Raw genomic sequence first — 14,789 nt, 5'->3', positions numbered from 1 at the left:
GAAGTGAAGGTCGTCAGCCAAGCATGATTCGTATTTTGCAGAAGGAAAATCGCGTAACCAAGATTATCTTTGCGGGCATCATCGGAGTCGCGGTGGTCTCCATGGTGGCTTACCTGATTCCGGGTATCAACGACGGCATGGGTGGGGGCGCCGACGGCACGGTCTTTGCCACGGTGCATGAGCCGGGCGCCTTCGGACGCTTCATGGGCGATACGCAGACCGTGAAGCAGGCCGACGTCACCCGTCTGGCGCAGCAGCAGTTGCAGCAGCAGAAGCTGCCGCCGTTCCTGCTGCCCTATGTGGAGACGCAGGCCGGGCACATGCTGGTCCAGCGCGCGATGCTGAAGCAGGAAGCGGACCGCCTTGGCCTTCAGGTCTCGGACGCCGATCTGCGCCGCGAGCTGCAGATCGGACCCTTCGCCCAGTATCTCTTCCCGAACGGCGAGTACATCGGCGACGACAAGTACATGGACTTCGTCCAGAGCGCCTTCAACCTCACCCGCTCGGACTTCGAGTACCAGGTGAAGCAGGATATGGAGATGAATCGCCTGCAGGCGCTGGTCACCGGCGGCGTCAACGTCTCGGACAACGCGGTGCGCGACTCCTACCGCATCTCGGGCACCAAGGTGAAGTTCGACTACGCAGCGATCTCGGCTGAGGATCTGCGCAAGACGATCAACCCGACCGACGCCGAGCTGCAGACCTTCTTCAAGGACAACAAGACCCGCTACGCGACTGCCATTCCAGAGACGCGCAAGCTCACCTACTTCGCCTTCGACGCGAACGCGCTGCCCGGCGGCAAGCCGAAGGTCACCGACGCCGATATTCAGAAGTACTACGCCGACCACAAGGCCGACTACGACGTGAAGGAGCAGGTGAAGGTTCGCCACATTCTCGTTGCGGTCCCGGCTTCGGCCGATGCGAAGACCGACGCCGCAGGCAAGGCCAAGGCGGAGGACGCGCTGAAGCAGATCAAGGCCGGCGGCGACTGGACCAAGATTGCGGCCTCCACCTCCGACGACCCCGGCAGCAAGGGCCAGGGCGGCGAGTTGGGCTGGCTCGACCGCGGCAAGACCGTTCCGGAGTTCGATAAGACCGCCTTCTCGCTGAAGCCTGGCGAGATCTCCGGCGTCTTCAAGACGCAGTTCGGCTATCACTTCCTGCAGGTCGAGGAGAAGAAAGACGCGCACACCAAGCCGCTCGAAGAGGTCAAGCCGGAGATCGTACCGGTGCTCGAGCAGCAGATGGTCGGCGCGGCCGAGGCCAAGCTGTCGAGCGACCTCGTCGCCGAAGCCAGCAAGACCGGCATCGACAAGACCGCCGCTGCGCACAACCTGCACGCCCAGACGACCGACTACCTCGCCAAGGATGGCGTCGTTGCCGGAGTCGCCGATGGCGCGCAGTTGCTCACCCAGGCCTTCACCACCGCCAAAGGCGCGCCGCCGGCTTCGGTTTCGACCGGCGACGGCTTTGCCATCTTCCAGGTCGTGGATATCAAAGCCGCGCACGCACCCAGCTTCGACGAGTACAAGCAGCACATCGCCGACGACTTCCGCGAGCAGAAGGTGCCGCAGCTCCTGAACTCGCAGCTCGAAAAGCTGGCCACCAACGCGAAGGTCTACAACGACCTGCGCAAGGCGGCGGCCGAGATGAACATCCCGGTCAAGTCGAGCGACCTCGTTGGCAAGGATGGTCAGGTGCCCGATCTCGGCGCCATGTCCGGCCCCGGTTCGGTGGCGTTCTCGCTCGCCAAGGGCGCTATCTCGGGCCCGATCAACGCCGGCCGCGTGGGTGTGGTTTTGACCATCACCGACAAGCAGGAGCCGACGGCTGAGGAGATTGCGAAGAACTTCAACGCGACCAAGGACCAGCTCCTGAACGAGCAGCACGAGGAGATCTTCAAGGTCTTCGTCGGCTCGCTCACCGACAAGTACGAGAAGGCAAACGCAGTGAAGTACACCAAGAAGCAGCCCGCTCCGGGCGCATCGCCCTTCGGCAACTAGCGCTGGGCAAAGGGAAGTAAGGCCTGTGACTCAAGCCCGCCAAGGGTAAGGTCGCAGGCCTTTTTCCTTTTCCGGGGCAAGCCGATATACAGTTTGAGCATCACACCAGAAGCGAAAGGGTGGAACCACAGCCGATGAACATGAAGGAACGTCTCTCTGGTGTATTGCTGCATGTAACCTCTCTGCCGTCGTATGGCGGCGTTGGCGATCTGGGCCCGGCGGCCTATGCATTCGTCGACTTCCTTGCTGCGTCGAAGCAGCGTCTCTGGCAGGTGCTGCCACTTAGCCCTACAGGATACGGCAGCTCGCCGTACTCGGCCCTCTCGGCCTTTGCTGGCAATCCGCTGCTGATCAGCCTTGAGCGACTGGCCGAACAGGGCTGGATCGCGTGGGATCGTATTCAGGGGCTCGCCGGCCACGAAGGCCCGGTGGACTTCGTGCTGGCTTCGGTGCAGAAGCTGCCGCTGATCGAAGAGGCTGCGGCCAACTTCCTCGACCGCGCACCCGACGAGCTGCGCGCGAAGTTCCACCAGTTCTGCACCGATAACGTATCCTGGCTGCCCGACTACGCGATGTACACCGTCATCCGGCGCATGCACAACTACGCGAGCTGGAACGAGTGGGAGGAGAAGTATGCTCACCGCAACGGCGACGCCATGACCGCCATCCTGACCGAAAAGGGACGCGAGCTGGCCATCGAACAGGCGATTCAGTTCTTCTTCACCGAACAGTGGAATGCCATTCGCTGCTACTGCGCCGACCGCAAGATCGCCATCATGGGCGACGTCGCCATCTTCGTCAACTACGATAGCGCCGACGTCTGGACACACCCGGAGATCTTCGAGCTGGACGACAAGCTCGCTCCCATCCGTGTCTCCGGCGTGCCGCCCGACTACTTCTCCGCCACCGGCCAGCGCTGGGGCAACCCGCTTTATAAATGGAGCGCGTTGAAGGAGCGTGGCTTCGACTGGTGGGTCGCGCGCATCCGCCGTTCGCTTGCGCTCTACGACTGCATTCGCCTCGACCACTTCCGCGGCTTCGAGGCCTTCTGGTCCATCGCCGCCGAGGAGCCCACCGCCATGAACGGCCAGTGGGTCAAGGCGCCCGGCCACGAACTCTTCCAGCGCCTGCGCGATGTCTTCGGCGAGCTGCCCTTCGTCGCCGAAGATCTCGGCCTCATCACGCGCGAGGTCGATGAGCTGCGCGAGCACTTCGGGATGCCCGGCATGCGCATCCTGCAGTTCGGCTTTTCGGATCGCGGCAGCCACCTATATCTGCCGCACCGCTTCGTGCCGAATACCGTCGTTTACACCGGCACCCACGACAACAACACCACGCAGGGCTGGTGGCGTGACGACTGCGGGCCAACGGAGCGTGCGAACGTCCAGACCTATCTGCAAGAGATTCATCACGACGGCGAGATCGTCTGGGCGATGATCAAGGCTGCCGCACGCTCGGTCGCCAACATCTGCATCCTGCCACTGCAGGATATCCTGCACCTCGGCAGCGAGGCGCGGATGAACGTGCCATCGGCGGCGCAGGGGAACTGGACCTGGCGCTACCATCCCAACGCCCTGCATCCGGACTTTGCCATCAAGCTCTCCGCCCTGATGGAGATGACCGACCGCGACGGCTACGAGGCGCCGGTCGAAGGCGCCGAAGCCGGCAAACCGGCCGACGAGGCCGCGAAACGGGCGGAGTTGGGCGCGGCGCAGTAAGCGGCATCCCGTCGCGGCGGCAAATGCACTAAACTCGAATCAGCAGTCAGACCGAACAAAGATCAGGAGCAAGAATGCCTCTTTCCGGCGAAGCCATCCGCACCATGAACTACGTTGACGATATCTCGGTCACCCTGCGCCGCATCCTTACCACGATGCCGTCGCTGTCTGAGGAGGAGCGTCAGCGCGTCGCCGAGCACATCAAGTCCGCCGATCCCAGCTATGAGTCGGTCATCACCGCGCTCTCCGCCAAGTAACCATGACGCAGCTATCCGGAACGCCCGCGCCGCACGGCATCACCGTTGCCGTCATCGGCGCGGGCGTTCTCGGTCGCAGCTTTGCGCTCGCATGCGCCACGGCTGGCTTTCGCGTCATTCTCGAAGATGTGATGCCCTCGAAGCTGCGTCGCGCGGAGTCGGATTTCGCCAGCCTCGGTCAGTCTGTCGAGCTGGCGTCGACCGTCGAAGCCGCAGTGCGCGAGGCGGATATCGTCGTGGACTTCGTGCCGGATGAGCTGGAATCGAAGCTCGAAATTCTGAGCCTCGTCGACCGCATGGCCCCGCCGAAGACCGTCATGTGTACGCCAAGCGAGACGCTGAGCATCACCGATCTCTCCTCCTGCACGTACCGCCCGGACCGCTGCGTCATGATTCGCGGCGTCCTGAACGCAGCGCCAGGGCAGGGAGTAAATCTCCTCTACGCCCGCGAGATCGCAACGCCTACCATGGACCTTGCCACGGCCCTGCTGGTTGCGCTGGGATATGCCGTCGAGGCCGAGTTCGACCCCGACCTGCCCATGTTGATGAAGAATCAAGGCTATGCCGTCTCCTGACGAAGCGCTATTGTTCCCGCGAGCGCGCCTGCCGTATAAACCGCTGCCCGGGCGGCGCTGACGGCGTAGAGACGCGATAGACTGGAAGCAATGACTCGCAAGCCTCTTCTTCTGCTCTCCGTTCTCGCCCTTGCTCACTGCGCCCATGCCCAGCTCGCCGCTTACGGCAACGTCACTGTCGGCCGGCTCTCCGGAATACAAAAGGATTCGCAACCGAGTTACCCCCTCGTCAATAGCATTGCCCCCATCGGCGGCGGCGGCGGAGTTTACTACGACTTCCACAATGTGGGCCCCATGCGCCTCGGCGCGGACCTCCGCTTCTCCGACATCAGCACCAAACAGGGTGCGCTGGGCTATGCACAAGGCACCGGCGGACGTGTCTATTCTTCGCTTCTCGGTGCGCGCGGCTCTTTCAAGACCCGGTATCAGGCGCTTAAGCCTTATGTGCAGGCCTCGGCTGGCCTGGGGCGCACTGACTACGGCCACCTTATCGACAGTAGTGGTAAGCCCTACATCAAGAGCAACTTCCAGTATCAGGTCGCAGCAGGCCTCGACCTCAAGATTGCGCCCATCCTGGATATCCGTTTGCCGGAGCTGACCTACGGCGGCCTGGACCCATTCGGTACCAACGGCCATAACTACCCCCTCATGACCGTCAGCGCAGGCATCGTCTTCCACCTGCCATCCGGCAACTAGCCACAAGAGAGCACACCATGCGCACCCAGAATACCGGTTACACCGACGACCACGCGGCCTCCGGCCTCGACCATGTCTTTCCGTCCATCGACACCTGGCAGAACCAGTTTCAAGCCTACGAGATCCTCGTCGACGATCCGGAGTTCACCAGCATCTGCCCCAAGACCGGCCTGCCCGACTTCGGCGTCCTCACCATCCGTTACATGCCGCGCGAGCAGTGCCTGGAGCTCAAGTCGCTCAAGGAGTACCTGTTCCACTATCGCAACCTCGGCATCTTTCAGGAAAACATTGCCAATCAGGTGCTGAACGACATCGTGAAGGCGACCGATCCAGTCTGGGCCGTCGTCAAGGGCGACTTCCGTCCTCGCGGAGGCATCTCGACCGTCGTCACAGCAACCTACCCCCGCCCGGAAGACTCGAAGCCTCCGCGCAGCTAGCCCGCCGTCGCGACCCGACGAGACCCATGAGACCACGATGGAACCAACTCAGACACCCGAATCCGGCTACCTTGTAGAGCTTGAGCAGTTCCTTGAATCCGAAGAGGCGCCGCAGGGCTGCATGTTGATGTCCGAGCTTGACGGATATCTCACCGGCATCGCCGTCGGTCCAGAGGTAGTCCCAGAGGAAGAGTGGATGCTCGAGGTCTGGAATGGGGAAGAGCCCGTATTCCCGACCGAGGGGCAGGGCGCCACGGTTCGCGCCTCTATTCAGCGCCGCTTCAAGGAGATTCAGGAGACGCTTGCCGGCGGCGAGTGGACCATCTCCCCGATCTTCTGGGAGACGGACACCGATGAAGTCATCGCCGAGGACTGGGCCGAAGGCTTTATGGTGGCCGTCCGCCTGCGCTTCGACGCCTGGGAGCCGCTCTTCCTTCATCCTGAGGACAGCGACATTCTCCTGCCGATCCTCGCCCTCTGCCACGACGATGAGGGCGAACCTTTCCTTGACGAAGAGGTCAGGTCGGACGAGCTGCTCAAAAAGGTTCCGCAACTGATCCCCGAGGCCGTCGGCGATATCTACGACTACTGGCGTGAGAAGAAGCTCATTCCGCAGCCCATTCGCAAGGCCGAGGCGCCGGGCCGCAACGAGGCGTGCCCCTGCGGCTCCGGCAAGAAGTTCAAACGCTGCTGCGGCGCCTGAGCCGGCTATTTCGGGTCGGGATACTCCGCCGAGGGCGTATGCGTGGCTCGGATATGCTGCTCCATGCGAGCGACAATCTCGGGATGCAGCGCGGCGATGTCGTTCTTCTCAGCCGGATCGATGGTGAGGTCGTACAGCTCCAGCTTGCCCTTCCGCCCATGACGAACCGCCTTCCACTTGCCCCAGCGAACGGCCTGCTCGAAGCTCGGCTCGTAGAACTCCCAGTACAGAAAGCGGTCGGCAAACTTCAGCTCCGGGTGCAGCAGCCAGGGACGAATGCTCATGCCGTCCGTATGCTCCGCGGGCGCGCCCGCAAGGTCGAGAGCCGTCGGCACAAAGTCGGGGAAGAAAGTCGGCAGATCCGAGGTGCGTCCGGCAGGGATATGTCCGGGCCAGCGCGCGATCAGCGGGTCGCGGATGCCGCCCTCGTACATGTCGCGCTTGTAGCCGTGAAGCGCGCCGTTCGAATCGAAGAAGTTGATGACCTTTGTCTGCTGCGGCGTCGGCTCGGAGCGCGGGCCGTTGTCGGAGGCGAAGAAGACGATCGTCTCCCGATCGATGCCCGCGGCCTTTACCGCGTCGAGAATGTGGCCGATGCCCCGGTCCAGGCGCTCGATCATCGCCGCGTAGGTCTTCTCGTCGTCGTCCCAGGGCTCGTTCGCGTAGGATCCGAAATCCGGCGCGATGTAGGGGCTGTGCGGCGCGTCATAGGCGGCGTAGAGAAAGAACGGTTGGCCGGCATGCTGCTGGATGAAGGCAACGGAGTCGTCGGTCACCATGTCGGTGGCATAACGCCCCTGCTTGCCGTTCGCGTTCGCGGGGATGTCGATTAGCCGCTCGTTGTCGTATCGCTGCTCGGGGAAGTATCCCTGGGTGCTCCCGGTCTGGGTCAGCCAGCCTTTGAAGGTTCCGAAGCCATGACGATTCGGAGTCGCATCGGGGTCGTAACCGTCGAGGTGCCATTTGCCCATCAGACCGGTCGCATAGCCGCTCTTGGACAGGTAATCGGCAATGGTGCGATCCTCGGGCGTCAGGCTGGCGCGGCGAATCTCTTCCTTGCCCTTGTATCCGACATGGCCGCCGGCGAGCGCGAAGTTGTCCCGCACGCGCGTATGTCCACCGTTCAAGCCCGTCATCAGAGCGCTACGCGATGGCGCGCAGACAGGCGCTCCGGCATATGCCTGCGTGAAGCGAAGCCCTTCGGCTGCAAGCCGGTCGATGTTCGGCGTCCGGAACTTCTTCTGCCCGTAGACGCTCGGATCGCCATAGCCCATATCGTCGGCCAGGATGAAGATGATGTTCGGGCGGCGGCCTGCGTTGGCCGGCTTACTGGCGCCAAACGCCAGCGTCGAGGTCGCGGCAAGCGAGGTCCAAAGGAAGCTTCTGCGGGTAAGATCCTGCACTGATTACTCCGGTTTGCCTGTATGGAAGGCGTGTATCTCTACGATCTACTTTGCAAGATAGATTCGGGCGCCCCGTGAGAGGCGCCCGTTCCGACCGATACAAAGTTGCGTTGGACCTAAACGGCCTTCCGCTGGAAGCTGGTCTTCTTCGTTCCAGCAAGTTCCTTTGCCTTGAAGGACGAGGCGGAGGCGCCTGGGGCCGGCTTCGCGCCGCTCTTCACGTGGGCAGCTTTTTCGCGCAGGGCCTGCAGCTTCTGGGCCTGACGGCTCTGCCCGCCTATCTTGATCGTGCCTGGTTTCGGGATGAATTCGTCGCTCATTCTTAAATCTTCTCATGCTCCGGGTGTTTGCCGAAGCCTTTCCGCTGCCCGCGCCGCCGTCTTCGTCAGACTGCGGCGCGGGCGACCTCTTATTCGCCGGTCTGGAGTCCGGCGATTAGCTCGTCCTTGTTGGTATCCTGCGCCACGGGCACGTAGATGGCGTAACCGCGCGGCGGAGCGGGGAACTCGGCGTTGCCCTCGCCGTCGGTCGTGCGTTCGTCCGGATGGGCTGCGTCGTGACCGTCCCACGCAACGGGAACGAAGCGGGTGTTCGGCCACTTCGTCTTTACCGACGTGCCGGACCACTTGTCGCCCAGATTGTTCAGCACGTAGACCAGTCCGCGCTGATCGGTCGAGTCGTCCTTCCAGCCCACGCGCTGCATCACGTAGAGGTCCGGGTCGGCGTGCAGGATCTGCGAGTCTCCGCCGGCGTACTTGTGGTGAGCCTCGATCAGCGCGTCGATACCGTTGGGTGTGCCGGGCCGGGCAAGGCCGTTGTTGTAGTAGTCATACCAGAAGATGCTGGGGTAGCCCTCGTGAACCAGGATGAACGAGTAGGCCATCAGCTTGTCGTTGACGATCGTGTCCGCGCCCATGTCGTGGTTGTCGACGAAGGTGGCCGCGTGCGCAGGCCGGTTCATCACGACGTTGCCGCCGTAGGTCAGGTTGCGCAGGTCGTAGTTCGGCTCGTCGCAGACCTTCTTCAACTGGTAGCGCAGCGGGAAGTCGAAGGCTGCGATCTGGTTGTCGGTATAGCTGTTCACCTTGTCGATCCAGGCATTGATGTCCTGCTCGCCGGACCAGTACTCGCCCACGACGTAGGGTGTGAACTCATTGCCGTCCTTCACATAGCGATACTTCGAAAGCAGGCCGATCATCCACGCGCCGAATCCCTTGACGAAGTCGAAGCGGAAGCCGTCGAAGCCGAGTTCTTCGATCAAGAAACGTGCGTACTCGAACATCGCGGTATAGACGGCGGGGTTGCGATGACACAGGTGAGGGAAGCCGGCGAAGTTTTCGCCCTCCATCATCACGTGCTCGTAGCGGCTGGGATGGAAGCAGTTCCAGTCGCGCGGGAACTTGCCGCTTTTGGGGTTGAACTTCGTCCATCGCTTCTGACCGTCGAGCGGGTTGACCTCTTCCTCATCCGCGCCGGAGTTATGGTTGATAACCATGTCGGCGTAGAGGCCAACGCCATGCTCATGCGCCTTCTTGATCAGCGCTTCAAGCTCAGCGCGATTGCCGAAGAAGGTCTTCGTCCCGCCCTTCTGGTCGAAGTCGCCGAGGTCGAAGTAGTCGTACGGATCGTAGCCCATGGAGGTGTCGCTCGATGCCTTGCTGACGGGTGGCAGCCACAGAGCGTTGATGCCGGCCTTGCCCAGCGCCTCGACCTTTTCAGAGACGAAGTTCCACCACTCATGTTCCTTGTTATCGTTCTTGGGGGCATCCCAGTAAAACGCCTGCATCATCACTGCCATGGGTTCGATCTCCTTGTTTGCCGGGCCGTGCATGGACATCGAGAGAGATCGGACTTCAGAGCGAAGTTGGAGTTTGCTCGGCTGCCATATGCTGATTTCCGGCTACAAGGCGTGAGATGCCGCATCTTATGAACAGGTTGGAATGGGGGAAGAGTCATGGTGACGGGACAGGAATCGCCGTTGAAGACGGCAGGCGGCGCGCTGGCGAACTGGTGGAAGGCGGTGACGCTCGATGCGCTGATCGTGGGTGTTCTGTGGCTGATCGGCCTCGAACTGCTGCATGTGCCGCTGGCGCCGATGTGGGCGCTCATCGGCGGCGTCTGCCAGTTCATCCCCGGCATCGGCGGCATGCTGGCCGTGGCTGGGCCGGCGATCTCCGCAGCCTTGAGCGGCGGCGACGATACGCTCTTCCGCTTGTCGATGGTGCTGGGACTCTATGCCGTAATCGTGGTGCTCGAAGGTCTGGTGATTCAGCCCTACATCCTTCACCGGACCACGATGGTGCCGTGGTGGGCGTCGCTGCTGGGTCCGATCGTGCTGGGTATCCTCATCCCGCCATGGGGCGTGCTGATTGCGCCGCCGGTGCTGGCGGTGATCTTCGCGTTCAAGCGGCGCAATGTCAACTGAAGCCCGGCCAACGTGAGCCGGTTCACGCATCGTTCATCTGCGCATGGACGATGCGGGGTTGGCTCAGACTCTGCTTACGGTAACCGCGGCGCTTCTTCGGTGGCGGGCATCAGCCTGAAATGCGTTGAACTCAGTCGCAGCGTGGGTTCGCGTAAGTTCAGGCAGGCGTTCGGCTCCGGGGAGGTGGATGAGAGTAAAGAGCAGCGGAATTGCTCCTGCATCAAAATGACAGCGCTTCCCTTCTACCGTAAATGTTACCTCGCTTTATGATCCGATCTCTTGACATCGGATTTCCGCCAAGGCCATAGTTCTCGGCGCTTGACGCTTTTAAATCTGCAAGTTACGAGGTGAAGCATGAGATCAGGTCACATGCCGGCGAACGTCGGAAAAACGGAAAACAAACAAAGGAGAAGGACCGCCACAGCGGGTTGGATCGGTCGATTGGCCGGAGCGTTCGCGCTGCTGGCTGTGCTGTGTGGATCGGCAGGCGCGACGGTCACCGCCTACACGGGTTCGCTGCCAGCGGACGAAACACCCTCTCCATACTTCTCCGCATGGGCCGACAACATCTCCCTGCATGTGTACCAGGCGCCGGTGCGGTCGGTGAACTTCACTGCTTTTCCCTCCTCCTTCACGGGCATGAGCTACAGCCCCACGACAGGAGCTCCGGCCAACACCGGGAACCTGGGAATTGGATCCTTCGCCTCCTTCATGTTGACCGGAACCGCCACCGTGGCGATCTCGTTCCCGACCACCATGCCGAATGGGTCTCATCCGGCGACGATCACCAGCGCGAGCCAGGTCAAGATTCTGCCCAGCCTCGGCGCGCCGACGATCACGGTCAAGAACGGCAATACCATCACCTTCCCCGTGACCCAGAAGACCGTCGGCGGCGTGACGGTGGGCCAGCAGTTTACCGTGGAATTCGAGGGCGACTGGCTCAACGCCATCCACATCTTCGTCAATCCGTACGAGACTGCGCCCACCGGCGGAACCAGCATGACGCCCAGCACGCAGGCAAGCCCGACCACGCAGGCCAACATCACCGGCGCTACCTTTCCCATCGTCTTCGGGCCGGGCGAGTACTGGATCAGCGGCAATCTGTCGTTTCCGACGGGAGGCGAGGTGTATCTTGCCGACGGCGCGATCCTGAAGCGAGCCCTTTCCACTGGATCGCCCGCCGCCACCAACTCCGGGCCGATGCTTGCATTCGGAAACAACTACCCGAATGTGAATATGAGTATCAACGTGCATGGTCCGGGCATTCTCGACGGCACCGGCACCCAGGAGTATGCCTCGTCCTATGGCTGTGGGACCGCCGAATACCCGATCACCGCGACGAACGTCAGCACCAACGGGGGCAACACGATCAACTTCTCCGGCTTCACCATTCGCAACGCCTGCAGTTGGAACTTCCCGCTCGGCAATGCGGTGGGGACGTCGACCAGCCCGGTCACCGTCAACAACATCAAGATCCTCGGCTTCTCCGGAAATACCCAGTACACGGCATACGACGGCACGACCAAGAACGAGGGCGAGAGCGATGGCATCGACATCGAAGACTGCCAGTGGGTGACGGTCGAGCACTCGTTTATCCGGACCATGGACGACCTGATCGTCGTCTACCAGAACCGCTCCGCGCCGGTGTATGAGACGAACAACATTAGCGCGCACGACAACATCCTGTGGAATGAGTACGCCCACGCGATGCTGGTTGGCCCCACGCAGTACAACGGGTCCGATGGTACGGCGGCCTCGCAGAACGTGACCTTCGACAGCAATACCGTCATTCACGACACGGGTGCGGCCTTCCTGATGGGGGTCTATAACTATGCTCCGGGAACGGTGCAGAATCTCACCTGGAGCAACATCAACGTCGAAGAGAATCGTGCGCTGATCAGTCTTGGGTCCGCGCTCGGAACCGGTGCGACTGGTGCGCCGCCCATCATCGGAACGTCTTCGTTCACCAACATCAACGCGGTGACGCAGACGGCACAGACCATCTCCGGCATCAACGTCGTCGCTGTGCCGAACATTCAGCTTTTCGTTCGGCTTCCCAACAGCGATTCGAGCTGGGTCGGGTCTGGCGGGTCGGTCATTCCGTCGAGCACGTTCAGTCAGGTGTATACGGACGGCACATGGACGGGAACGGGCGGCGCGTACACGAGCGGCACCCTGGTGAGCACCAATACGGTCGCGGCGGATCCCTCTGCCGGAGGCTCCATGCCGGGTGACTCGACCGTATTGTCTACCGCTGAGTACCGCAGCACGGGTTCGGCTTACATCTTCAACTCAACCTACACCGCGGACGACATCGCGGCTCCAACCTTCCACTGATAACCTGCGTTTACCAAAGATGCACGAAGGGGCAGACATCCGATGTCTGCCCCTTCGTGCGTTCGGGCCGATCGCGGAATCAGCTTCTCGCATTCAGATCGACTGGACCACCTATTGAAACATAACGGCTAGTGATTGCCGAAGATGTAGAGCGGCTCCGAGATTGGAACGTCTTCGGATAGGGGGCTGTTGAGTGGAAGAAAGATGACGAAGACCGTGCCGTGGCGTCGGTCGAGGGTGCTGCTCCGCAGTTTGAGGTGACCGCCGTGGCGGATGAGGATCTCGGAGCTGATCCAGAGTCCGAGACCGGTGCCCCCTATGCCTTTGGTGGTGAAGAAGGCTTCGAAGATTCGGTTTCGGGTCTGCTCGTTCATGCCGCTGCCGGTGTCGGCGATGGTGAGTGCGATGCCGTGTTGTCCGGAGGCCCAATCGACGGCTGGCCGGCTGCGCAGCAGGAGTCGGCCTCCTGGCAGCATGGCGTCGATGGCGTTGGCGATAAGGTTGTTCAAGACCTGGCGGATCTCGCCTTCGAAGCACTCGAAGGGCTTGAGCGCGCGTTCGCGACGCAGTACCTCGATGCGGTTGTTGCGCAGGCGGCGGCTATGCAGCATGAGTACGGAAGCGAAGAGGTCGGCGGCGAGCACCCGCTCGGGGCGGTCGGCCTGCTTGTGGAAGCGGAGGGTTTCGCCGGCGATGTTGGCGACGCGTTTTAGCTCGCTGTCGGCGATCTCGAGCAGCGATCGAATCTCGGCGTCGGCGGTCTGCTCGCGCGCGAGATAGAGGAGGTTCATGGCGGCATCGACGGGGTTGTTGATCTCATGGGCAATGGAGCTGGAGAGACGGCCTACGGCGGCGAGCTTCTCGTTCTGGCGCAGGGCGGCCTCGGCACGGCGCTGGTCTTCGACGTCCATCACCATGCAGACGAAGCCGCGGAAGCGACCCTTTTCGTCGAGGTCGGGGACGTAAGTGATGAGTGCGGCGCGTTCTCCGCGAAGGGTGGGGTGTGGGGTCTCGGTGGAGCTGGTCTGGCCGCGGCGGGCAGCTTTGCGAATATGGCGGGTGCGGTCGGCATAAGGCGCGCCGAGAACCTCACGCAGGGTGTGGCCCACGATCTGTTCCGGCGCGCGGCCGAGCCACTGCTCGTAGGTGCGGTTGACGCGTACGAACTGCTCGGACGCGTCGATGTAGGCGATGAGCGCGGGCAGATGGTCGGTAACGAGGCGAAGTTCGCGCTCACTGAGTTCGATGGCGGCGGCGGCCTCCGCGGCGACCTGCATCATCTCCCGCTGCTGACGCTCGGCGCGGTTGAGCGAACGGCCGACGATGACCATGGCGAGCGATCCGGCAAGGGAGAGGGTAACGGCGAAGAGCGCCATGCCGAAACGTAGCTGGCCGAGATTGACAGCTGGCCGGAGGTAGAGGTAGCCGAGCAGGATCGGCAGACCGACCAGCAGCGGCAGCAGGCGCCGGGCGAGGTTGCCGCCCCGTTCGCGCGCGCAGAGCAACCGGCCGATGGTGGAGTCATGTCGGACGAGGACGAGGCCACAGCCCAGGATGAGGAAGCCCACACCAGTGTGGAGCGCCATCGAGTTCGCGTTGTTGAACGAACCGTAGAGCGCCGAGACCCCGTAGAGGTAGCCGACGATGCTGGCAAGCGAGAGCGTGGCGAGGAGCAGGGCGAGCGCCTGGGAGAGACGGCGGACGAACAGGGCACCATGCATGAGCAGCAGCGCGAGGCCGCCGATGCAGAAGGCTACGGCGGTGATGTAGGCCATGCGACCTGGATCGATGGTCTGCATGGTGTCGCGAAACAGCAACTGGTCGATGTGGAGGTCGGCATGGAGGAGGTATTCAGCGAGCGAGAGCGCGCCCAGCAGCAGGGTGACTGCCGCTGCAAGACTGCTCCAAAGGAGCACACCTGCTCTGCGGGAGGTTGCCAGAAGGAGAGCCGCACCGGAGGCGAGGAATCCGCTCGCGGTGTTCGGTTTCATGCTGACGTAGCCGGGCAGGATCGACATGAGTGCGCCGATATCGAGGCTCCAGCCGATGAGGACGAGGACGCCGAGTAGGATGAGCGAAGCGGCGCAGGCCTGCACGCAGAGACGCAGGATCCGTTCGGGATCGAGATGTGAATCGAAGCGGGGAGCGAGTGCTGGGGCAGAGGCTCGGGGAGACAGCTTTTCCATATAGGCGGGCCGCTCCTCCATTATCGGAAGCGCGATAGCGTTCGTCCAG

At 62.3% G+C, this 14,789-nt stretch carries 13 protein-coding genes; 9 read left to right on the top strand and 4 right to left on the bottom strand.

The window, feature by feature from the left end:
* The first annotated feature begins 23 nt into the window (after nucleotides 1–23).
* The 7 genes from CHB87_RS07920 (at nucleotide 24) to CHB87_RS07890 (ending at nucleotide 6,389) form a co-directional block, all read left to right on the top strand.
* Entirely contained in the window at nucleotides 24–2,003 is a 1,980-nt protein-coding gene (locus CHB87_RS07920) for a peptidylprolyl isomerase (RefSeq protein ID WP_089407865.1), read from the top strand.
* A gap of 134 nt (nucleotides 2,004–2,137) precedes the next feature.
* Nucleotides 2,138–3,721, top strand: a complete 1,584-nt coding sequence (malQ, locus tag CHB87_RS07915) for a 4-alpha-glucanotransferase (protein ID WP_089407864.1) — start codon at nucleotides 2,138–2,140, stop codon at nucleotides 3,719–3,721.
* A gap of 74 nt (nucleotides 3,722–3,795) precedes the next feature.
* On the top strand, nucleotides 3,796–3,978 hold the full coding sequence (locus CHB87_RS07910) for a hypothetical protein (RefSeq protein ID WP_089407863.1): 183 nt from the start codon (nucleotides 3,796–3,798) through the stop codon (nucleotides 3,976–3,978).
* 2 nt (nucleotides 3,979–3,980) lie between these two features.
* Nucleotides 3,981–4,553 (top strand): 3-hydroxyacyl-CoA dehydrogenase NAD-binding domain-containing protein, encoded by a 573-nt coding sequence (locus CHB87_RS07905; protein WP_089407862.1) that lies wholly within the window; start codon nucleotides 3,981–3,983, stop codon nucleotides 4,551–4,553.
* 90 nt (nucleotides 4,554–4,643) lie between these two features.
* On the top strand, nucleotides 4,644–5,249 hold the full coding sequence (locus tag CHB87_RS07900; protein WP_089407861.1) for an outer membrane beta-barrel protein: 606 nt from the start codon (nucleotides 4,644–4,646) through the stop codon (nucleotides 5,247–5,249).
* 17 nt (nucleotides 5,250–5,266) lie between these two features.
* Complete coding sequence (gene queF, locus CHB87_RS07895) at nucleotides 5,267–5,686, top strand: preQ(1) synthase (RefSeq protein ID WP_089407860.1); 420 nt, start codon at nucleotides 5,267–5,269, stop codon at nucleotides 5,684–5,686.
* A 37-nt stretch (nucleotides 5,687–5,723) separates the two neighbouring features.
* Complete coding sequence (locus tag CHB87_RS07890; RefSeq protein WP_089408129.1) at nucleotides 5,724–6,389, top strand: UPF0149 family protein; 666 nt, start codon at nucleotides 5,724–5,726, stop codon at nucleotides 6,387–6,389.
* A gap of 5 nt (nucleotides 6,390–6,394) precedes the next feature.
* Here the strand turns inward: CHB87_RS07890 and CHB87_RS07885 are convergent, their stop codons facing one another.
* The 3 genes from CHB87_RS07885 to CHB87_RS07875 form a co-directional block, all read right to left on the bottom strand.
* Entirely contained in the window at nucleotides 6,395–7,792 is a 1,398-nt protein-coding gene (locus CHB87_RS07885) for an arylsulfatase (protein ID WP_089407859.1), read from the bottom strand.
* A 116-nt stretch (nucleotides 7,793–7,908) separates the two neighbouring features.
* Nucleotides 7,909–8,112, bottom strand: coding sequence for a hypothetical protein (locus CHB87_RS07880; protein WP_089407858.1), 204 nt, complete (start codon nucleotides 8,110–8,112; stop codon nucleotides 7,909–7,911).
* An 89-nt stretch (nucleotides 8,113–8,201) separates the two neighbouring features.
* Nucleotides 8,202–9,590 (bottom strand): alpha-amylase domain-containing protein, encoded by a 1,389-nt coding sequence (locus tag CHB87_RS07875; RefSeq protein ID WP_089408128.1) that lies wholly within the window; start codon nucleotides 9,588–9,590, stop codon nucleotides 8,202–8,204.
* A gap of 156 nt (nucleotides 9,591–9,746) precedes the next feature.
* Between CHB87_RS07875 and CHB87_RS07870 the strand changes: the two genes are divergently transcribed.
* Nucleotides 9,747–10,217: an AI-2E family transporter gene (locus CHB87_RS07870; protein ID WP_089407857.1), complete on the top strand. Its 471-nt coding sequence runs from the start codon at nucleotides 9,747–9,749 to the stop codon at nucleotides 10,215–10,217.
* 441 nt (nucleotides 10,218–10,658) lie between these two features.
* Nucleotides 10,659–12,554, top strand: coding sequence for a glycosyl hydrolase family 28 protein (locus CHB87_RS07865; protein ID WP_089407856.1), 1,896 nt, complete (start codon nucleotides 10,659–10,661; stop codon nucleotides 12,552–12,554).
* A 128-nt stretch (nucleotides 12,555–12,682) separates the two neighbouring features.
* On the opposite strand, the gene CHB87_RS07860 is transcribed toward CHB87_RS07865, so the two are convergent.
* A complete protein-coding gene (locus CHB87_RS07860; RefSeq protein ID WP_176441650.1) occupies nucleotides 12,683–14,740 on the bottom strand; it encodes a two-component system sensor histidine kinase NtrB in 2,058 nt (685 codons plus the stop codon).
* Nucleotides 14,741–14,789: the final 49 nt, after the last annotated feature.

It is taken from the genome of Granulicella rosea (genome assembly GCF_900188085.1).
Classification (GTDB): domain Bacteria; phylum Acidobacteriota; class Terriglobia; order Terriglobales; family Acidobacteriaceae; genus Edaphobacter; species Edaphobacter rosea.
This window is presented reverse-complemented; position numbering and strand designations above follow the sequence as displayed.